This is a genomic window from Microbispora sp. NPDC049125 (assembly GCF_040802045.1).
In the GTDB taxonomy this organism is placed as follows: Bacteria; Actinomycetota; Actinomycetes; order Streptosporangiales; family Streptosporangiaceae; genus Microbispora.
The window spans coordinates 10775-30997 of record NZ_JBEZDW010000060.1; the positions used below are offsets into that span (position 1 = coordinate 10775).

Consider the following 20223-nt stretch of genomic DNA (forward strand, 5'->3'; position numbering starts at 1 on the left):
AGGCAAACTTCCGCCAAACTTAGCCCATCTATAGGATCGTTCCAACCGGCGAATTGTGAGAGACGGGTGAACCGGCAGGGCCGTGGCGCGTCCTTTTCTGACGATCGACCGAAGGCACGGGCGAGGGCAAATGGACATTGTCGTGAACGACGCGCTGCTCGCGGCGCGCGAACACTCGAGCAGAGTCACCTGGCCACGGCGCTACATCCGGCGGGTGGTCGTCGGCGACGCCCTGGCCGGAGTACTGGCGGTGAGCGGGGTCGCCGCCGTGCGAAGCTTCACGTGGCACATCGGGCCGCTGGAGGGCGCGCTCGCGGTCGCGCTCATCGCGACCTGGCCGCTCGCGATCAGGCTGATCGGCGGCCATGACATCCGCAACATCGGAGACGGCGCCGAGGAGTACCGGAAGGTCTTCCACGCCGCCGCCGTCATCGCCTCCGTCGTGGCCATCTCCGCCTATCTCACCCAGACCCCCGTGGCCCGCGCCTACGTGATGGTCGCCATCCCGGCCGCCGCCCTCACCTGCCTCGTGTGGCGGTACTCCCTCCGCAAGCACCTCCACGCACGCCGCCGCGAGGGCGAATGCCTGCGCCGGGTCGTCGTGGTCGGCCACTGGCCGTCGGTGGTGGAGCTGCACGCGCAGCTCAGCCGCGAGCGTCATCACGGCATGCGGATCGTGGCCGCCTGCGTGCCGCCGGACCAGCACCAGGACCTTCCCGTCCAGCTCGACGGCTTCCCCGTGCTGGGCGACTTCACGGACGCCGCGCAGGTCGCCGGACGGGTGTCGGCCGACACGGTCGCGGTCCTGTCCTGCCCCGAGCTGGACGGCACCGCGCTGCGCCGGCTCACCTGGGAGCTGGAGGAGACCGGCATCGACCTCTACGTCGCCTCGGCGCTGATGGAGGTCGCCGGGCCCCGCATCAGCATCCGTCCGGTGGCGGGGCTGCCGCTGCTGCACGTGGCCCATCCCGACCTGAAGGGCTCGCGGCAGCTGGTCAAGAGCGTCTTCGACCGGGTGGTCGCGGCCGTGATGCTGCTGGTGACGCTGCCGGTGCTGCTGGCGATCTCCATGATGATCAGGCTGACGAGCAAGGGGCCCGCACTGTTCCGGCAGAAGCGGGTGGGCAAGGGCGGCGAGCACTTCACACTCTTCAAGTTCCGGACCATGGTGCCCCAGGCCGAGAGCGTCAAGCAGGACCTGCTCGGGCGCGATGACGGCAACGGCGTTCTGTTCAAGCTCAGGAAGGACCCCCGCGTGACGCCGATCGGCGGCTGGCTGCGCAGATACTCGCTGGACGAGCTGGCGCAGCTGATCAACGTGCTGCGCGGCGAGATGTCCCTCGTCGGCCCGCGACCGCCCCTGCCGGAGGAGGTGGCCCAGTACGGCGACGACGTACGGCGACGGCTGCTGGTCAAGCCGGGGATGACGGGGCTGTGGCAGGTGAGCGGCCGCTCCGACCTGTCCTGGGAGGAGTCGGTGCGGCTCGACCTGCGCTATGTGGAGAACTGGTCACTCATCATGGACCTCCAGATCCTCTGGAAAACCTGGTCCGCGGTCGTCGGCGGACAGGGGGCGTACTAGGTGAAGGCCCTCGTGCTCGCGGGCGGGTCCGGCACCCGCCTGCGGCCCATCACGCACACCTCGGCCAAACAGCTCGTGCCGGTGGCGAACAAGCCGGTGCTGTTCTACGGCCTGGAGGCGATCGCCGCCGCCGGCATCCGTGAGGTCGGCATCGTCGTGGGCGACACCCACGCCGAGATCGAGGCGGCCGTCGGCGACGGCTCGGCTTTCGGGCTGCAGGTGACCTACCTGCGGCAGGAGGCCCCGCTGGGGCTCGCCCACGCGGTGCTGGTCGCGGGTGACTATCTCGCGGACGACGACTTCGTCATGTACCTGGGGGACAACTTCGTCGTCGGCGGGATCACCTCACTGGTGGAGCGCTTCAGGGCGGATCGTCCCGCCGCGCAGATCATGCTGACCCAGGTCCCCGACCCTCGGCAGTTCGGGGTCGCCGAGCTGGACGCCGGAGGGCGGGTCGTCGGCCTGGAGGAGAAGCCGGCCTTGCCCAAGAGCGACCTGGCGCTGGTCGGCGTCTACCTGTTCACCGCGGCGGTGCACGAGGCCGTGGCGGAGCTCAAGCCGTCGTGGCGGGGCGAGCTGGAGATCACCGATGCCATCCAGTGGCTGATCGACGCGGGACACCGCGTGGAGTCCACCGTCATCTCGGGATACTGGAAGGACACCGGGAACGTCACGGACATGCTGGAGGTGAACCGGCTCGTGCTGGAAAGCCTCGACCCCGCCGTACGAGGGAAGGTGGACGGGGCCAGCGAGCTGATCGGGCGGGTCCTCGTCGAGGAGGGGGCGGTGGTCCGCGGCTCGCGGATCGTCGGCCCCGCCGTCGTCGGCCCCGGCACCCGTGTCACCGACTCCTACGTCGGCCCGTTCACCTCCATCGGCGCGGGCTGCGTCATCGCGGACAGCGAGATCGAGTACTCGATCGTGCTGTCCCGCTCCTCGATCACCGGCGTCCGCCGGGTCGAAGCCTCCCTCATCGGCCACGACGTCGAGGTGACCCCCGCCCCCAACACCCCCCGCGCCCACCGGCTGGTGCTCGGCGATCACAGTAAGGTCCAGATCTCGTCGTGAGGATCCTCGTCACCGGCGGAGCCGGGTTCATCGGCTCCCATTACGTCCGCACGCTGGTGTCCGGGGGCTACCCCGCCTTCAGCGGCGCGCGCGTCACCGTCCTCGACAAGCTGACGTACGCGGGGAACCTCGCCAACCTGGAACCGGTGGAAGGCGGCTTCGACTTCGTCCACGGCGACGTCTGCGACGCGGCGCTGCTGGCCGAGACCGTCCCGGGCCACGACGTCGTCGTCCACTTCGCGGCCGAGTCGCACGTGGACCGGTCGATCGACGGGGCGGCGGAGTTCCTGCGCACCAACGTGGTCGGCACGCAGACCCTCCTCCAGGCGTGCCTGGACGCCGGCGTCTCCAAGGTCGTCCACGTGTCGACCGACGAGGTCTACGGCTCGATCGAGTCGGGGTCGTGGGACGAGGAGGCGCCGCTGCGCCCCAGGTCGCCGTACGCCGCCTCCAAGGCGGGCGGCGACCTGATCGCCCGCGCGTACGGCGTGACGCACGGCCTGCCGGTCGCCGTCACCCGCTGCGGGAACAACTACGGGCCCTACCAGTTCCCCGAGAAGCTCGTGCCGCTGTTCGTCACCCGGCTCCTGGACGGGCGGAAGGTCCCCCTGTACGGCGACGGAGGCAACGTCCGCGACTGGGTCCACGTCGAGGACCACTGCCGGGGCATCCAGCTCGTCGCCGAACGCGGCGAACCGGGGGAGATCTACCACATCGCAGGGACGGCGGAGCTGACCAACAAGGAGCTGACCGGCCGCCTGCTTGAGGCGTTCGGGCTCGGGTGGGACATGGTCGAGCACGTGCCGGACCGCAAGGGCCACGATCGGCGCTACTCCCTCGACGACGCCAAGATCCGCGCACTCGGTCACCGGCCGTCGGTGGCCTTCGACGACGGGCTGCGGGACACCATCGCCTGGTACGCCGCCAACTCCGGCTGGTGGAAGCCGCTTTCCGGCGCGCGCCGATGAGCTGGCTGATCACAGGTGGCGCAGGGATGCTCGCCACCGACCTCGCGCGACGCCTGGGGCCGGAGGCCACCGCGCTCACCCGGGCCGATCTCGACGTGCGCGACGCCGCGGCCGTACGCGAGCTGGTGCTGGCCCGCCGCCCGGACGTCGTGGTGAACTGCGCGGGCTGGACGGCGGTCGACGACGCCGAGGCCCGCGAGGAGGAGGCGCTCGCCGTCAACGGCCACGCGGTCCGGGCGCTCGCCGCCGCGTCCGCCGAGGTGGGCGCCCGGTTCGTGCAGATCTCCACCGACTACGTCCTGTCCGGCGTCTCGGCCGGCCCGCACCCCGAGGACGCCCCGCCGGCGCCGCTCAACGCGTACGGCCGTACGAAGCTGGCGGGGGAGCGGGCGGCGCTGGAGCACGGCGGCTACGTCGTGCGCACGGCCTGGCTGTACGGCGCCGCCGGGCCGAACTTCGTCCGTACGATGATCAGGCTTGCCGGTGAGCGCGAGACGGTCGGCGTGGTGGACGACCAGCGCGGGCAGCCCACCTGGACCGCGGACCTGGCGAGCCAGATCGTCCGGCTGGCGCGCTCACGCGCCGAGCCGGGCGTCTACCACGGCACGAGTTCCGGGCAGACGACCTGGTACGGCCTGGCCCGCGAGGTCTTCCTCCTGCTCGGGGTGGACCCGGACCGGGTGCGCCCCGTCTCCAGCGACGCGTTCCCGAGGCCGGCCCGCCGTCCCGCGTACAGCGTGCTGGGCCACGCCCGATGGGCTGAGGCCGGGCTGCCGCCGATCCGCTGCTGGCGGGAGGCGCTGCACGCGGCCTGGCCGGAGGTCAGCGCGGCGACCTAGTCTCCTCACCCGCGTCGATCACGACACGCAGGTCGTCGTCGTCCTCCTCGTATGCCCGCAGGGAGTCGCGCGTGTGCACGGCGGTGTCGTCGGGGTCGTTCCGGCTGAGGGCGGGGGACGTCAGGCGGGTCGGCCGGGCCTTGGCGAGCACGATGCGCCGCGGGCGCTTGCGCCGGCCGGCTCCCGTCGTCACCTTGCCGACCCGGCTGATGGGGCTGGTCGCCCGCAGGAACGAGATCACGACGGCGACGAGCACGCCGAGCGCCAGCCCGATGGCGGCGTTCCTCGGCACCTTGCTCGGTGTGATCCGCAGGGGGTTGGCCTGGTCGACGAAGCGTGTCCCGTCGTTGTAGGAGACCAGGTCGATCTGGGCGTCGCTCTCCTTGAGCTGAAGCTGGACGAGGACCTCGGTGAGTGAGGTCGCGACGGCGCCGTTCGCGGGAGCCGCCTTGAGGTTGCCCTTGATCTGGGCCTCGGTGGCCTTGATGCTCTTGAGCAGCTTGGCCTGGTCGGCCTGGGCGGCCGAGGCGGTGAGCGCCTGGTAGGCGGTGACCACGGCGTTGGCGATGTCGGCGGCGGCGCGGTCGGTCTTCGCCGTCGCCTCCACCTCGACGATGCCGCCGCTGGGCGCGGGGGCGACCTCGACGGAGGCGCGCAGGGTCTCCAGGTCGATCCGGTACGACCGCTCGGTCTCCAGCAGCCGCTGCGCCCGCGTGAGCACCTGGGCCGACTCGGCGAAAGCCGCCCGCTGCGCCGTGTAGGCGATGAAGCTGCTGTCGGAGGAGACGCCCTGCCGCAGGAACGAGGTGCTGCGCGGGTCGATCACGGCGAACCGGGCCGTGGCCGTGACGGTGTTGAGCACCATCAGGGTCGCTCCCGACGCGATCAGCCCGGACAGGATGATGATCAGAAGTGAGGACCAGCGGTAACGCCACACCGCCTCCAGCAGCCCGACTTCAGGCAGGGTCTCATCGTCGTCGCCCGTTGCCACCGCCCGGTTCCTCCCGCTTTCTATTCTGTACGCAGTCTAGGCAGAGGTCATGTTCGCCGAAGGACGCCCATGATGTCGCTGTGGTAACGCGTCAGGGTGAAACGCCGCCGCGCGTCTTCCTGCCCGGCGCCGGCCAGCTCCAGTGCGCGCGGCCAGTCGGCGAGCAGGGCCTCGATCGCGTCTGCGAGCGCGACCGCGTCGTCCGGCGGGACCAGGACCCCGGTCTCGCCGTTCCGGATGATCTCGGCGAGCCCCTGCACCTCGCTCGCCACCACGGGACGCCCCGCGAGCATCCCCTCGACGGCGACGTTGCCGAACGGCTCCTCCCGCGACGGCACCAGCACGATGTCGGCGTCGGCGAGGAACGGGGCGATCGGGTCCTGGAACCCGGCGAACGTCACCTCGTCTCCGGCGGCGGACCGCAACCCCTTCTCGAACCACTCGTAGCCGGGGAAGATCGCGCCTACGAGCGTGAGCGTGACCGGGCGCCCGCGTTCGCGCAGCAGCGCGGCGGCGCGCACCGCCACGTCGCTGCCCTTGCGGGGGGAGAGTCTGCCGACCAGGACCAGCCTGCCCTCGGGCGTCTCGCGCGGAGGTGTCGCGCCGCCGGGATCGGCCACGCCGTTGTAGACGACGGTGACCCGCTCGCGGCGGACGCCGCCGCCGGTGAGGGTGCGCAGGCACGCCTCGCTGTTGGCCACCACGTGGTGCGCGAGCCGTACGGGGGTGGCGAGGAGGCGGCGCACGAGCGGTGAGACGCTCTGCTCCGCCTCGTGCGCGTGGCACACGACGCGGACCCCGGCGAGACGGCCTGCAACGATCCAAAGCGGCAGCGTGATCGTGCTCACGTAGAGCGTTTCCGGCCGGACCCGCCGCAGCAGCGCGATCATGCGGGGCAGGACGGCGGCCGTCTGGTAGCCGAGGGTGACCAGGCCCCTCGGGGACAGCAGGGATTTCCGGAGCACCGGAGTCGGCATGATGACGATTTCGGCCCCCGCGTCCCGCAGGCGACCGGAAAGTGGCCCATGTGCTGGAAGGACGAACAGGACGCGATGCGTTTGGATGACCGCTTTCACCGATTCAAATACCATTCGGTCAGAACCGTATAGATCTGGTGACGGGTGCGCGATTACCACACGGCTCATGTCCAAGTAATCCCACCCTGAGGTATTGTTAGCGCGGATTTCCCTATTCTGCCATTAACAGTGTGCCAGATGGTCATGGAGGGCCGGTTTGCGAATCGCGATGATCGGCACGAGAGGGGTGCCGGCCCGGTACGGCGGCTTCGAGACCGCCGTCGAGGAGATCGGGTGGCGCCTGGCCGAGGCGGGACACATGGTGCGCGTCTACTGCCGATCAGGGGAGGAGCGTCCGCGACGGTACCGCGGCATGGAGCTGGTCCACCTGCCCGCGGTCCGGCACAAGGCTCTGGAGACCCTCAGCCACACGGCCCTTTCCGTGGGGCACCTGCTCGGCAGGCGCACAGACGTGGCGCTGGTGTTCAACGCGGCCAACGCGCCGCTGCTGCCGTTCGTCAGGGCCGCCCGCATCCCCGTGGCGACCCACGTCGACGGCCTGGAATGGCGGCGGGCCAAATGGAGCGGCGCCGGCCAGCGGTACTACCTGGCCGCCGAGCGGCTCTCCGTACGCTGGTCGGACGAGATCATCGCCGACGCCCTGGCCATCCAGGACTACTACCGGGAACGTTACAAAACCGAGAGCGTGATGATCCCGTACGGCGCGCCGATCCAGGAGTCGGCCGACGAGGAGGCCCTGCGCGCCGCCGGGTACGAGCCCGGCCGCTACCACCTGGTGGTCGCCCGGTTCGAGCCGGAGAACCATGTGGACCTGATCGTGGACGGCTACGCGCGCAGCGGCGCGGTCCACCCCCTCGTCGTGGTCGGCTCGGCCCCCTACGCCGCCGAGTACACCAGGAAGATCGAGCGCTTGGCGGAGGGCGACCCGCGGATCAAGCTCGTGGGCGGCGTCTGGGACCAGGGCCTGCTCGACGCCCTCTACGCGGGAGCCGCGACGTACCTGCACGGCCACTCGGTCGGCGGGACCAACCCGTCGCTTCTGCGGGCGATGGGGGCCGGCGCCCCGGTCATCGCGTACGACGTGGTCTTCAACCGGGAGGTCCTCGGCGAGGCTGGAACGTTCTTCGCGGACGCGCCGTCGCTGGCCGGGGCCCTGGAGGCGGCCGAGGCCGACCCCGCCGGGGAGCGGTCGCGCGGCGACGCGGCGCGCGAGCGCGCCCGCACCAAGTACACGTGGGACGACGTGGCCGCGCGGTACGAGGCCCTCTGCCGTGACCTTCTCGCGAAGCGTTAGAGGTGCGACGGCTCCTGGGGGCGGGCGGCTCCGTGCTCGCCCAGGTCATCACCGCCGTGGGCAGCCTGCTTCTGCAGGTCGTCGCGGCCCGTGAGCTCGGCACGTCGGGCTTCGCCGCGTTCACCCTGCTCACCGCGACGCTCGTGGTCATGACGACCGTCCACACCGCCTGGGTGGGCGACTCGCTCACCGTCCTCGACCGGATGGACCCCCAGGTGCGCGCGGGCCTGCTCGCGTCGCTGCTCGGCACGCTCTCGCTCGGCGCGGTACTCGGCACGGCCCTCGCCCTCGCGTACGGCGCGCTTCCCGGCCCGCGGGCGCTGCTGTTCGGGCTGCTGGTGACGGTGTGGCTGCTGGAGGACACCGGACGGCGGCTGCTCGCGGCGCGGATGGAGTTCGGCAGGCTCGCCCGCAACGACGGCGTCCACCTCCTGGTGACGTGCGCGGTGCTGGCCGGCGTCCACTTCACGGCCGGGCTGAGCATCGAGGCGCTGCTGCTCGCGATGGCCGCGGGCTGCGCGGTCTCCATCGGCCTGGTCGTGCTCCAGGCGCCGCGCGAGGAGCTCGCCCTGCCCCGCCTGGGGGACGCCGACCTCCGGCAGGTCGCCTCGTTCGCGTCGTGGCGTGCTGCCCAGGCCGCCCTGCGCCCCACCACGCTGCTGCTTGCCAGGGTCGCGATCTCGGTCCTCGTCTCCGGGGCGGCGCTCGCGAGCACCGAGGCGGCGCGCCTGCTCCTGGCACCCACCCTCACACTGATCAACGGGGTGGGGGGATTCCTGCTGCCCAGGATGGTCCGGCTCCGGGAGGCGGGCGAGCCGCTGCGGGCCCGGCTGGCGCTCACCGGGTCCGTCGGGCTCACCGCCGCCTCCGCGGTCAGCGCCGTCGTGGCGGTCGTCCTCACCGAGCCGTTGCAGGGGTTCATCACCGGCGACCGGTTCGACGTGAGCCCGCTCGCCGTCGCGGGCTGGGGCGCCTACTGCGTCAGCATCGCCGCGACCATGCCGGTGAGCCTGCTGGCCACCGCCTACCGCCACTCCCGGCTGGTGTTCGAGGTGCGGCTGATCGAGTCGGTCGTCGGCCTGGTGGTGCTCACCGCGCTGCTGTCCCTACGGCCCGGCCTGTTCGACCTCGCCCCCTTCTGCATCGGGACCGGCGGCGTGGTCACGGCCGTCATCCTCGTGCTCCGACTTCGCGCCCTCCGACTTCGCGCCCTCCGAACGGAAAGCTCCCCCCATGCGATTAAGGCTGATCATTAGCTCGCTGGCCGCACTGGCCGCCACGATGGGGGCGGGCTGGGAGGAGGAGCCCCGCACGATCCCCGCGTCGTCCTGGAAGACCGCCTTCACCTGGGCCGACCCCGCGATCGTCGAGTCGAGCGGCCTCTACGCGAGCGCGGTCCACCCGGGCGTGGTGTGGACGGTCAACGATGGGGAGGGGCCCGTACGGCTGTACGCCGTCGGGCCGGACGGGAAGACCCGGGGCGTCGTCACGTTGCCCCAGGCCACCGGGGTCGACCCCGAGGCGATGGGCGGCGCGGTCGCCGAGGACGGCACCTCCTGGGTGTACGTGGGCGACCTCGGGGCCAACCCGACGCCCCGCCCGGACGGCATCCTCGTCCACCGGTTCGCCGAGCCCGGCGAGCTCGGGAACCAGGAGGTCCCTTCCACGACGTACCGCCTGGTCTACCCGGACGGGCCGCACGACGCCGAGACGCTGCTGGTCGACCCGAACACGTCGCACCTGTACGTGGTGACCAAGAGCGAGAAGGGCGGCGACCTGTATTCCGCGCCGCTGAGCCTGTCGGCCGGCCGCGCGAACCCGCTGACGCATGTCGCGCGGCTTCCCTATGTGATCAGTGACGGGCTGCTCACCGCAAAGGGCGCGATGATCCTGCGCGGCTACGGCAAGATGTGGGTCTGGGACAGGATCGGCGGGCAGGTCACCTGGACCGTCGAGATCCCCAGGCAGCGCCAGGGGGAGGGCGTCGCGCTCACCGCGGACGGCGGCGCGCTGCTGATCTCGACCGAGGACGCGCTGACCCCCGTCTACCGCCTCGACCTGCCCGAGGAGCTGCGCGCCGAGCCTCCCTGGCTCGGCGCGCACGTGCCGGTGTGGGCGTGGGGCGCCGGCGGCGGCGCCGCCGTCGTGCTGCTGCTCGCCGGGCTGGTCGTCGTCAGGCGCCGATCAGCTGCCTGAGGCTCGTGCTGGAGGTGTGGGCGGTGTACGGGAAGTAGACGACCCGTACGCCGACCGCCCCCAGGCCGGCCTCCAGCCGGTCGCCCTTGGGGGTGCCCTTCCAGTCGTCGCCCTTGAACAGGACGTCGAACCGGAGCTGCTCCCACATCAGGTACTTGTCGCTCGACCAGTCCATGACGGCCTCGTCCACGAACCTGATGCTGGCGACGACCTCCAGCCGCTCCTCGTACGGCACGGCGGGCCGCTTGCCCTTGGCGGCCTCGGCCACCTCGTCGGTCACCACACCCGCGATGAGGTAGTCGCACTGCTCGCGCGCCTTGCGCAGGATGTTGAGATGTCCGATGTGGAACATGTCGTATGCGCCGGGCACGTACCCGACCAGGCGGTCTCCCATGGACGTCAGTCCTCTCCAACCGGCGTGGCGTCGAGCGAGGCGATGTCGCGGAACCACTTGACCGCCGCCGCCAGCATGAAGGCGAGGTTGGCGGCGAACAGCAGCCCGTAGACGTAGGGGAACGCTCCATCCACGCCCAGCAGCGCGAAGGCGAGGCAGAGCAGTCCGTAATCGGTGGGGATGACCAGAAGCGACCGCAGCGACGACGGGCGGGCGGGAGCGGCCGGGAGCGTTCCAGAAGCGGCGTAGTGCGCCCTCCGGAGCAGGTCGTTCAGGATCATCCCGAAGAACATCACCGCGGCGACGACGGTGAACCCGATGGGTACGAGCAGCGCCGCGTCCGGGAGGCCGGAGAACCGGTAGAACGACACGAGGACGGCCAGATGCAGCGAGGAGATCTTCGTGGCGTCGACCATGTGGTCCAGCCACTCCCCGGCCTTGGACCCGCCGCCGCGCAGGCGGGCGAGCTGCCCGTCGGCTGAGTCAAACGCGTACCCGATCATCAGTGCCAGCGCCACGAGGACGCCGGTGACGGGCGACGGCTCGGCCAGCGCCACGGTCGCGATCCCGGCGAACGTAAACAGCGCGCTGATCCCGGTGACCTGGTTGGGGGTGAGCCCGAGGACGTACGCCCCCGCGGCGAGGTGCCGCCCGGCGCGGCGGTTGACGAACCGCGAGTACGCCGGCGCCCCCTTCGCGGTCTTCTGCTTCGAGCCGAGGGCGCGCAGCGCCTCCCCGTACGACCGGGGGACGGCCGGACCCGTCCCCGTCACCGTCTCCGCGCTCACGCGACCCTCGCGCGGTCGAGGGCGGAGCGCACCATCACGCTCCTGGTGTCCTTCAGGTCGGGCAGGGCGGCGATCCGCACGTCCAGGCCGGCCAATTGGCGCGCCGCCTCCGCCTCCGTGGGGGCGCCGTTCCGGGAAATCCCGGGAAAGATCACGTCGAAGGCGAATTCGGCGCGGAGCCGGGCGAGGTCGGGATCCGTGACCGAAATTACTTTATCCACGAAGCGGACATTGCGGAGAATCTCCAGCCGCTCATTCAAGGGCATGAACGGACGGGTGCCGAGGATCGTCTGGGCCAGCTCATCGGTGAGAACGCCCACCGTGAGACGCGCGCACTGTGCGCGGGCCTTGCGGAGAAGGTCGAGATCGCCGCCGTGAAACAGGTCGAAGACTCCGGCGGTGTATCCATTTGTCACAGGGGGTGCACTGCTCCTCTGCGTAGTTGTTACACGGCGGCCGCGGAACAATGGGCTTCCGCCGGACACAGTATCAGTGTGAAATATCCCTGCCAAGCATGATAAACGGCCAATTACGCGCACCTTAATCTGGGAGAATAACCGCGTATCCTGCCCCGGGGAGCACAGGACAGCCAGGACAAGGAGGGCAAACGTGGCAACGGCCCGTCACCGTCGCGTCGAGTTCGCCTGGTGGCCGGTGCTGCTCCCGATGGCCCTCGTCCTCGCGAGCGAGTACAAGCTCAGGTCCCGCCCGGCCAACCAGTCCATCGGCGGCGGCGTGGACGCGACGATCCTGATCGAAGTCGCGGTCTACGGGATGGTCGCCCTCTACCTGTACCGGCGGTTCGGCCTCGGCCCGCCCCGCAGACGGCCCCCCGTGGTGCTGCTCCTCGGCTGGAGCTTCGCGGTCTACTCCATGCTGTCGGCGCTGTGGACGCCGTTCCCCGTGTTCGGGCTGGTGCGCGGGGTGCAGCTGCTCATCACCGCCGCCGTTTGCCAGGTGGTCGCCACCCGGGCGGGCCGGGAGGACCTGCACCGGCTGGCCCACGCCTTCACGGTCCTCGTCCTGATCTCCGTCGGCATCGGGGTGGCCATGCCCTTTCCCCGGACCCCGCAGACCGTGGACCGCTTCAACTGGCTCTACGTGCACCCCGTCTCCGCGGGGATCTTCCTGGGGATCGCACTGCTGCTCATGCTGGCCTTCGCGCTGCCGGGGGCGCTGCCCCGGCGCTGGCCTCCCCTGGCGTACGTGGGGGCGATCGTCGTGCTGGGCGCCGCACTGATCGCCACGGGGACGCGAGGCGCGGCGGCGGGCTGCGCGGTCGGGGCGATCGTGCTCATGGTGGTCGCGCGGGGAGCGCGCGGCCGGGCCGAGTTCCTGCTGCTCGGGGCGCCTCTGGTGATCGTGGTGGTGCTGGCGTTCCCCGACGACCTGGTGGCCTTCGCCACCCGGGGGGAGACGGTCCAGCAGCTCGAGACCCTGAACGCCCGCACCGACCTGTGGACGCTCGCACTGGAAGCGGTGTCGCAGCAGCCGTTCTTCGGCAACGGCCTGTCCGCGGCGCGGGGGCTGTTCCTCGACGAGATCGGCCTCGGCGGCGGTCACAACGCCTTCGTGAACGCCCTCGTCGAGGGCGGCCTGGTCGGGCTGACGCTCTTCTGCCTGCTGCTCGTCGTCCTGTGCACCCAGCACCTGCGCCTGGGCCGGCTGCGGGCGCAGCGCGCGGACGCGGGGCTGCTCCTCGGCCTGGTGCTGTTCTTCGTGATCGACGGCGTGACGACCGAGATGGCCGCCGCGCCGGCGAACGTCGCGTCCGTATGGCTCTACATGGTCATCGCCTGGACGGCGATCCTGGAGCGCAGGAGCTCCGGCGACGTCGTCCCGGCGGCCGTCCCCGCCGCCCGGTTCAGGTGACTCTGCCTGGGCGGCTTTTCCTTTCCCGATGCGAATCCCCCGATGCGAAGGAGGGCGAGCCCCGATGAAGCTCCTCGCCGTCACGACAGGTCTGATCGTCGCCATGGGAAGTCAGGCGGCACAGCCCGCCACTGCCTCCACGACCGCCGACACCGTGGAGGGCTGGCGGACGGCCGGTTCCCTCGCAGTGGGGGCCGCCGCCTATCCCGTGCCCAGCGGGGCGTACTTCGTCTCGCCCCTCGGCGACGACTCGGCGAGGGGCACACTGGCAGCTCCCTGGCGCACGGTGGCGCGAGCGGTGCGCGCCGTGCCCGCCGGCGGTGTCGTCGTGCTGCGTGCGGGGATCTACCACGAGTCGGTCCAGGTGTACGGCAAGCGCGTCACCCTCCAGGCGTATCCGCGCGAGCGGGTGTGGTTCGACGGGACCGAGTCCGTGACCGGATGGGTGCAGGACGGTACGGCGTGGCGAAAGGACGGCTGGACCACCCGCTTCGATCACACCGATCCCACGAGCGGCGGCGGGGACGCCTGGCGCATGGTCGGCCCGGACAACCCCGTGGCGAACTGGCCCGACCAGATGTTCGTGGACGGGCAGCAGCAGACGCAGGTGGCCTCCAGGGACCAGCTCCGGCCGGGCACCTTCTTCGTCGACTACGCGGGCTCACGGCTGTACGTCGGCTCCGACCCGGCGGGCCACGACGTGCGTGCCACCACCCTCGCGGAGGCGCTCTACCTCAACCACGCCAACGGCTCCTCGGTTCTCGGCATCGGCTTCCGCCGGTACGCCACGCCGATCCGGCGGATGGGCGCCGTGAAGGGGTACGCCGACGACCTGTTGTTCGAAAACGACGTGTTCGCCGACACCGCGCTGGCCGGGCTGAGCATCAACGGGCAGCGGATCACCGTCAGGCACAACACGTTCCTCCGCAACGGCCAGCTCGGCCTGCACGGGCACCACGCCGACCGCGCGACCGTCATCGGCAACCTCATGCAGGGCAACAACTGGGAGCACTTCGAGACGGCGCCGGTCTCGGGCGGGGTGAAGATCACCACCTCGACCGGGCTGCGGGTGGTGGCCAACCGGTCCGAGCGCAATTTCGGACCGGGAATCTGGCTCGACGAGTCGGTGTCCGACTCCGTCGTGGCCCGCAACCTCGCCTACGCCAACCTCGGCCACGGCATCCACTACGAGATCTCGGCGCGGGGCCTGATCGCCGGGAACATCGCGGCCGACAACGGCGGCAACGGCCTGTACGTCAACGAGGCGAGCGACGTCCGGCTGTGGAACAACACGGCCGTCCGCAACGGCGGCGCCCAGATCGGCGTGATCGACGGCGCCCGCCAGAACGCCGATCCGCGGATGCCGTGGAACGTGTCCGGCGTGGAGGTGAGCAACAACCTGCTCCAGGGCCGCGCCGGCGCCGGCGTGCCGCAGGTGTCGGTGGAGGACCTGACCGGCAGGCGTACGGCCGCGCAGATGGCCGTGCTGAACCACGACGTCTACTACCGCCCGGCCGGGGGGTCCGGCCCGCTTATCACCTGGGTGAACCGGCGAGCAGGTCAGCGTTCGTTCACTAATCTTCCCACGATCCGTGAATCCGCCCATATGGAACTAAATGGCCAGGAGATTCGGGGCGTTGTGCCGTTCGCGCAGTCGGGCGTCTTCCGGATCGAGGCGGAACTGCCTGGTGGCGCCCCTCTCCCCGCGGACGTCGCCACCTGGATGAACGCGGCGCCGGGCAGCGTAATTGCGGTAGGAGCCCTTACCTAGACCGAATCGTAATGTTATCGGGGCACTTGTCCTGAGGAATGCCTGGGTGATTTTAAACCGTTCCATTACGATCTATTTCGTGATGCTGCCCATAAGGGCGCTAGGACGAAGTAGGTATTAGTGCGCACCAAATTAGACCTCTTGAGGCGCTCCGCGCTCGCACTTCTCATCGTCGGCGCATTCGGCCTGGCGCAGGCCAGGGGCGCCGCGGCCGACATCGACCCCGACCCCGGCACCCCCGAGACCCTGACCGCCGAAGCGCTGCCCACCTGGCAGATCAACGGCGTCGTCTGGAAACAGGCCACGGTCGGGACCACGGTCTACGCCGTGGGCAGTTTCTCGAAGGCACGTCCGCCGGGGACGAGTCCCGGCGCACCCCAGGAGGTCAACCGGGCGAACATCCTCGCCTACGACATCACCACCGGAAACCTGCTGCCGTTCACCCACACGCTGAACGCGCAGGCACGCACGATCACCGCTTCCCCCGACGGGTCACGGATCTACGTCGGCGGCGAGTTCACCACTGTCGACGGCGTCGCGCACAACCGCCTCGTCGCCTTCAACACCGCCACCGGCGCGATCGACACGGCGTTCAACCCGTCGGTCTCCAGCACGGTGTGGGCGATCACCGTGTCCGCCTCCACTGTGTACATCGGCGGCAACTTCTTCAACGTCAACGGCTTCTCGCGCAACCGGACGGCCGCGCTGGCGCGCTCCAACGGGGCCCTGCAGGCGTGGACGACCGATCCCGACGACGAGGTGCGGGCGCTGCTGATGGCGCCGGACCAGAGCCGCGTCCTCGTCGGCGGGAAGTTCCAGAACTTCAATGGCGAGGCCCGCGTCGGCATCGCCGCCGTCGATCCGGTCACGGGGGCGTCGCTGCCGTGGAGCAGCCGGCCGACGCCGACCCGCTCCGGATCGGGCTTCTCCTACGTCGACGACCTGACCACCGACGGCACGGTGGTCTACGGCGCCAACGACGGCGAGGGCGGCCACTGGTTCGACGGCCGCTGGGCCGCCGACCCCTACACGGGCGACCTGGTGTGGCTCGACAACTGTTACGGGGCCACGTACAGCATCTTCGTCACCGGCCAGGTGCTCTACAGCGTCGGCCACGCGCACGACTGCACCTCGCTCGGCGCCTTCCCCGAGTCGAGCCCCACGACGTGGCACCGGGCGCTGGCCGAGACGACCTACGCCACCGGCACCGATCACGGGTCGCCCGGCTCCAACAGCAACTACAGCGGCCAGCCCGTGCCCAGCCTGCTGCACTGGTTCCCGTCGATCAACGCGGGCAGCTACACCGGGCAGTTCCAGGGCGGCTGGTCGCTCACCGGCACCTCCCAGTACCTGTCCATGGGAGGTGAGTTCACCAACGTCAACGGCAACCCCCAGCAGGGCCTGACCCGGTTCGCGATCAAGTCGATAGCGCCCAAGAAGGCCGCGCCCATCCCCACCTCCGACCTCACGCCGACCGCCATCTCGTTCGCCTCGGGAACGGCCCGGGTGAGCTGGCAGTCCACCTGGGACCAGGACAACGAGAAGCTGACGTACGAGGTGCTGCGCGACGGCGGCAGCACGCCCGTCGGGACCGTCACCGCGAAGTCGAACTTCTGGACCCTGCCCGCCCTCGGCTTCAAGGACACCGGGTTGACCCCCGGCTCCACGCACACCTACCGCGTGCGGGTGAAGGACCCCGAGGCCAACGCGGTGGGCAGCGGCACATCCGACCCCGTCACCATCGCCGCTGACGGCGCGTCCAGCGCCTACTCCGACGCTGTGCTCGGCGACAACCCGGCCAGTTACTGGCGGCTCGGTGAGAGCTCCGGCACCACGGCGTACGACTACTCCGGCTTCACCGACGTCAGCGAGAACGCCGGCGTGACCCACGGCGCGCCCGGCGCGATCAACGGGGACGCCGACGCGGGGTCGACCTTCAACGGCAGCGCGACCGGCTTCGCCGTGACCCAGTCACGGGTGCCGGTGACCACCAGCTTCACCGCCGAGGCGTGGGTGAAGACCACCTCCACCAGCGGCGGCAAGATCGTCGGTTACGGAGGCTCCGCCACCGGCAACAGCTCCAGCTACGACCGGCACGTCTACATGGACAACGCGGGCCGCATCTGGTTCGGCGTCTACCCCGGCGGCGTCCGCACGGTCAACTCCGCCCCCGGCTTCAACGACGGGCAGTGGCACCACGTCGTGGCCAGCCTGAGCGAGACCGCCGGCATGGCGCTCTACGTGGACGGCCGCAAGGTCGGCCAGGCGCCCGGCACCACGAGCGCCCAGGTGTACAGCGGCTACTGGCGGATCGGCGGCGACAACCTCAACGGCTGGCCGAACCAGCCGTCCAGCGCCTACCTCAACGGCGACATCGACGAGGTGGCGATCTACCCGGCGGCCCTGTCCTACGACAAGGTGCTCGACCACTACGTGGCCAGCGGCCGCACCAGCCCCATCCCGCCCGCCCCCGCCGACCCGTACGGCAAGGCCGTCTACGACGACGACCCGACGCTCTACTGGCGGCTCAACGAGGCGAGCGGCACCGTCGCCGCCGACTCCGGCAAGGGCGGCGTCCCCGGCACCTACACCGGGAGCGGCGTCACCTACGGCCGGCCGGGCGCCATCGTCGGCACCACGGACAAGGCCGTCGCGGTCGCGGGCGGCAGGATCGTCTCGACGGCCTCGTACGGCAACCCGAGCACCTACTCCGAGGAGCTGTGGTTCAAGACGACCACGACCACCGGAGGCAAGCTCATCGGCTTGGGCAGCGCGGCCACCGGGACCAGCTCCAACTACGACCGGCACGTCTACATGAGGAACGACGGAAGGCTCAACTTCGGCACCTACACCGGGGCGCTCAACGTCATCACCACGCCGAACGCCTACAACAACGGCCAGTGGCACCACCTGGTCGCCAGCCAGGGCCCCGGCGGGATGAAGCTCTACGTGGACGGCGTTCTCACCGGCACCAACCCGCAGACCGGCGCCGAGGGATTCACCGGCTACTGGCGGGTGGGCGGCGACAACCTCAACGGCTGGCCGGACCGGCCGTCCGGTGACAACTTCGCCGGCGAGATCGACGACGTCGCCGTCTACGGAGCCGTGCTGACGGACGCGCAGGTCGCCGAGCACTGGCAGAAGGGCTCCGGCAACGGCCCGCCCAACCAGCCGCCCACGGCGTCGTTCACCGCGTCCTGCACGGATCTCGGCTGCTCGTTCGACGCCGGAGCGTCCGGCGACGCCGACGGCTCGATCTCCGGGTACGCCTGGAACTTCGGTGACGGCGCCACCGGCACCGGCCAGACCGCCACCCACTCCTACCCGGCGGCCGGCGACTACACGGTCACGCTCACGGTCACCGACGACGCGAACGCGACCGCGACCGCCACTCAGGTGGTCGTGCCCCGGCCTCCGGCGAATCCCTCGGCGGGCCTCGCCTCCGACGCCTTCGGCCGTACGGTCTCCGGCGGGCTCGGCTCGGCGGACTCGGGGGGCGCCTACACCCTTACAGGCGGCGCGGCCGCCTTCGCGGTGGACGGAGCGGCGGCGAAGATCACCCTGCCGTCGACCAGCGCCAACCGCAGGGCGTACCTGAACAGCGTGTCCAGCACCACCTCCGACACCACGTTCTCCGTCACGACCGACAAGTCCGGGACCGGCAACGGCGTCTACATCTGGGGCGTCGGCCGGAGCGTCAGCGGCCAGGGCGACTACCGTGCCCGGGTCCGGCTGCTGCCGTCCAACGCGGTCGTGCTCCTGGCGAGCCGTACGGACTCGGCGAACGCGGAGACGGCGCTCACGTCCGAGGTGACCGTCCCCGGCCTGACGTACGCACCGGGCACCGTGCTGAAGGTCCGGCTGCAGGTGCTGGGGACGTCGCCGACGACGGTCCAGGCCAAGGTCTGGCCCGCCTCAGGCGCCGAGCCCGGCGCGTGGCAGGTGAGCGCGACGGATTCGACCGCCGCGCTGCAGGCGGCCGGCGGCGTCGGGTTCGGGGCGTTCCTGTCCGGCAGCGCCACCAACGCGCCGGTCGTGGTCACGGTCGACGACCTGACCTCGAACAGCACGGCCACCGCGCCGACGGCGGCGTTCTCCGCCAACTGCACGGGTTTGAGCTGCTCGGTCGACGCCTCCGCGTCGGCCGCGGGCTCGGCGCCGATCTCCTCCTACACGTGGAGCTTCGGCGACGGGGCCCCCGGCACGGGCCAGACCGCCTCGCACGACTTCGGGCAGGCGGGCACCTACCGGATCACGCTGACCGTGACCGGAACCGACAACCGCACCAGCGTCACCACCCAGACGGTGACCGTGTCCTGACGGCGATCGGGAGGGCCCGCGATCACGGGAGCGGGCCCTCCCTGCCCCTGGACGAGGCACATGGCACGACCGGGTGACAGATGACAACGAGCACCAGACGAGCACCAGACGAGCAGGGAGGAACGGCGAGTGGGGAGCTTGCAGGAGTTGCCGATCAGTGACGCCTATGTCTTCACGCCGACGCTGCACGGCGACGAGCGTGGCGCGTTCCTGGAGTGGTACAAGGCGGACCTGTTCGCCCGGGAGATCGGGCATCCGCTGAATCTGGCCCAGGCCAACTGCTCGATCTCCCGCCGGGGCGTCCTGCGCGGCGTCCACTACGCGGACGTACCGGTGGGCCAGGCCAAGTACGTCACCTGCCTCACCGGCTCGGCCCTGGACGTGATCGTGGACCTGCGGGTGGGCTCGCCGACGTTCGGACGCTGGGAGGTGGTCGAGCTCGACGAGACCACGAGGAAGGGCGTCTACCTGGCTGAGGGCCTCGGGCACGCGTTCCTAGCGACCAGCGATCAGGTCACGTGCGTCTACCTGTGCTCGGAGCCCTACCGGCCGGCGAAGGAGCACGGGGTGGACCCGCTCGACCCCGAGCTGGGCATCGCCTGGCCGGAGGGCGTCGAGCCGGTGCTGTCACCCAAGGACGCCGAGGCGCCCTCACTCGCCGAGGCGCTCTCCCTTGGGCTGCTCCCCGACTACGGCGAATGCCTCGCCTACTACGCGAAGCTCCGCTCCTCCTGACAGCCGGGCGCTGTTCTGAATCGGCGACGGGCCCGGGAGACCATGTCTCCCGGGGTCTTCCGGGCCCGTTGACGCTTCCTGTCGGCCGATGGTTGTTGTCAGCCGATGCGCCAGGTGTCCCCGCCGAGGAGCAGGTCGTTGAGCTGGCCTGGGCCCTTGTCGGCGGTCGCGGCCTGGAGTTGTTCGTTGAGGAGCTGGTCGTAGGCCGGTCGGTCGATGGAGCGGAAGACGCCGATCGGCACGTGCTGGAACGCGGGGTCGTCCAGCCGGGACAGGGCGAAGGCCAGTGACGGGTCGGGGTTGTGGGCGTCGTGGATGAGGATCTCGTCGTCGGTGATCTCGGCGCGGGGGACGACTTCGACGCCGCC

The 20223-nt window shown here is 70.7% G+C and carries 16 protein-coding genes and 1 pseudogene; 11 read left to right on the top strand and 6 right to left on the bottom strand.

Features of this window, described 5'->3' with window-relative positions; all coding sequences use genetic code 11:
- The first annotated feature begins 130 nt into the window (after positions 1-130).
- From AB0B72_RS38235 to rfbD, 4 genes are read left to right on the top strand one after another with little or no spacing between them, the layout of a single operon-like run.
- Entirely contained in the window at positions 131-1582 is a 1452-nt protein-coding gene (locus tag AB0B72_RS38235) for a sugar transferase (protein WP_367744511.1), read from the top strand.
- Positions 1583-2650 (top strand): glucose-1-phosphate thymidylyltransferase, encoded by a 1068-nt coding sequence (locus AB0B72_RS38240; protein WP_367744513.1) that lies wholly within the window; start codon positions 1583-1585, stop codon positions 2648-2650.
- On the top strand, positions 2647-3618 hold the full coding sequence (rfbB, locus tag AB0B72_RS38245) for a dTDP-glucose 4,6-dehydratase (RefSeq protein ID WP_367744515.1): 972 nt from the start codon (positions 2647-2649) through the stop codon (positions 3616-3618). The genes AB0B72_RS38240 and rfbB overlap by 4 nt, the downstream gene beginning before the upstream one ends.
- Positions 3615-4457 carry a dTDP-4-dehydrorhamnose reductase gene (gene rfbD / locus AB0B72_RS38250; RefSeq protein WP_367744516.1) on the top strand — a complete coding sequence of 281 codons (843 nt, stop codon included), beginning with the start codon at positions 3615-3617 and terminating at the stop codon, positions 4455-4457. Before rfbB ends, rfbD begins: the two co-directional genes overlap by 4 nt.
- Here rfbD and AB0B72_RS38255 read toward each other — a convergent pair.
- Positions 4441-5448, bottom strand: a complete 1008-nt coding sequence (locus tag AB0B72_RS38255) for a hypothetical protein (RefSeq protein ID WP_367744517.1) — start codon at positions 5446-5448, stop codon at positions 4441-4443. The two genes, rfbD and AB0B72_RS38255, sit on opposite strands and share 17 nt — an antisense overlap.
- Positions 5449-5495: 47 nt before the next feature.
- Positions 5496-6593 (bottom strand): glycosyltransferase family 4 protein, encoded by a 1098-nt coding sequence (locus AB0B72_RS38260; protein ID WP_367744518.1) that lies wholly within the window; start codon positions 6591-6593, stop codon positions 5496-5498.
- Between the two features lie 88 nt (positions 6594-6681).
- Between AB0B72_RS38260 and AB0B72_RS38265 the strand changes: the two genes are divergently transcribed.
- Genes AB0B72_RS38265 through AB0B72_RS38275 form a run of 3 tightly spaced genes read left to right on the top strand, consistent with a single transcriptional unit; the run spans position 6682 to position 9975 of the window.
- Entirely contained in the window at positions 6682-7779 is a 1098-nt protein-coding gene (locus AB0B72_RS38265) for a DUF1972 domain-containing protein (protein WP_367744519.1), read from the top strand.
- A 2-nt stretch (positions 7780-7781) separates the two neighbouring features.
- Complete coding sequence (locus AB0B72_RS38270) at positions 7782-9035, top strand: hypothetical protein (RefSeq protein ID WP_367744520.1); 1254 nt, start codon at positions 7782-7784, stop codon at positions 9033-9035.
- Positions 9013-9975 carry a hypothetical protein gene (locus tag AB0B72_RS38275; RefSeq protein WP_367744521.1) on the top strand — a complete coding sequence of 321 codons (963 nt, stop codon included), beginning with the start codon at positions 9013-9015 and terminating at the stop codon, positions 9973-9975. The genes AB0B72_RS38270 and AB0B72_RS38275 overlap by 23 nt, the downstream gene beginning before the upstream one ends.
- On the opposite strand, the gene AB0B72_RS38280 is transcribed toward AB0B72_RS38275, so the two are convergent.
- Genes AB0B72_RS38280 through AB0B72_RS38290 form a run of 3 tightly spaced genes read right to left on the bottom strand, consistent with a single transcriptional unit; the run spans position 9953 to position 11696 of the window.
- On the bottom strand, positions 9953-10369 hold the full coding sequence (locus AB0B72_RS38280) for an adenylyltransferase/cytidyltransferase family protein (RefSeq protein WP_367744522.1): 417 nt from the start codon (positions 10367-10369) through the stop codon (positions 9953-9955). The genes AB0B72_RS38275 and AB0B72_RS38280 overlap by 23 nt on opposite strands.
- A gap of 5 nt (positions 10370-10374) precedes the next feature.
- A complete protein-coding gene (locus AB0B72_RS38285) occupies positions 10375-11157 on the bottom strand; it encodes a CDP-alcohol phosphatidyltransferase family protein (RefSeq protein ID WP_367744523.1) in 783 nt (260 codons plus the stop codon).
- A complete protein-coding gene (locus AB0B72_RS38290) occupies positions 11154-11696 on the bottom strand; it encodes an adenylyltransferase/cytidyltransferase family protein (RefSeq protein WP_367744524.1) in 543 nt (180 codons plus the stop codon). Before AB0B72_RS38290 ends, AB0B72_RS38285 begins: the two co-directional genes overlap by 4 nt.
- Before the next feature lie 70 nt (positions 11697-11766).
- Here AB0B72_RS38290 and AB0B72_RS38295 point away from each other — a divergent pair, with 70 nt between their 5' ends.
- The 4 genes from AB0B72_RS38295 to AB0B72_RS38310 all read left to right on the top strand — a co-directional run bounded on the left by AB0B72_RS38295 (position 11767) and on the right by AB0B72_RS38310 (position 19855).
- On the top strand, positions 11767-13029 hold the full coding sequence (locus tag AB0B72_RS38295) for an O-antigen ligase family protein (protein ID WP_367744525.1): 1263 nt from the start codon (positions 11767-11769) through the stop codon (positions 13027-13029).
- A gap of 64 nt (positions 13030-13093) precedes the next feature.
- Complete coding sequence (locus AB0B72_RS38300) at positions 13094-14800, top strand: right-handed parallel beta-helix repeat-containing protein (RefSeq protein ID WP_367744526.1); 1707 nt, start codon at positions 13094-13096, stop codon at positions 14798-14800.
- A gap of 141 nt (positions 14801-14941) precedes the next feature.
- The gene (locus AB0B72_RS38305; protein ID WP_367744527.1) at positions 14942-19120 is read left to right on the top strand and encodes a LamG-like jellyroll fold domain-containing protein; all 4179 of its coding nucleotides are present in this window, start codon (positions 14942-14944) and stop codon (positions 19118-19120) included.
- Positions 19121-19249: 129 nt separating this feature from the next.
- Complete coding sequence (locus tag AB0B72_RS38310; protein WP_367744529.1) at positions 19250-19855, top strand: dTDP-4-dehydrorhamnose 3,5-epimerase family protein; 606 nt, start codon at positions 19250-19252, stop codon at positions 19853-19855.
- Positions 19856-19953: 98 nt separating this feature from the next.
- Here AB0B72_RS38310 and AB0B72_RS38315 read toward each other — a convergent pair.
- Positions 19954-20223 (bottom strand): annotated as a pseudogene (locus AB0B72_RS38315) (2-oxoacid:ferredoxin oxidoreductase subunit beta); the annotation flags it as partial.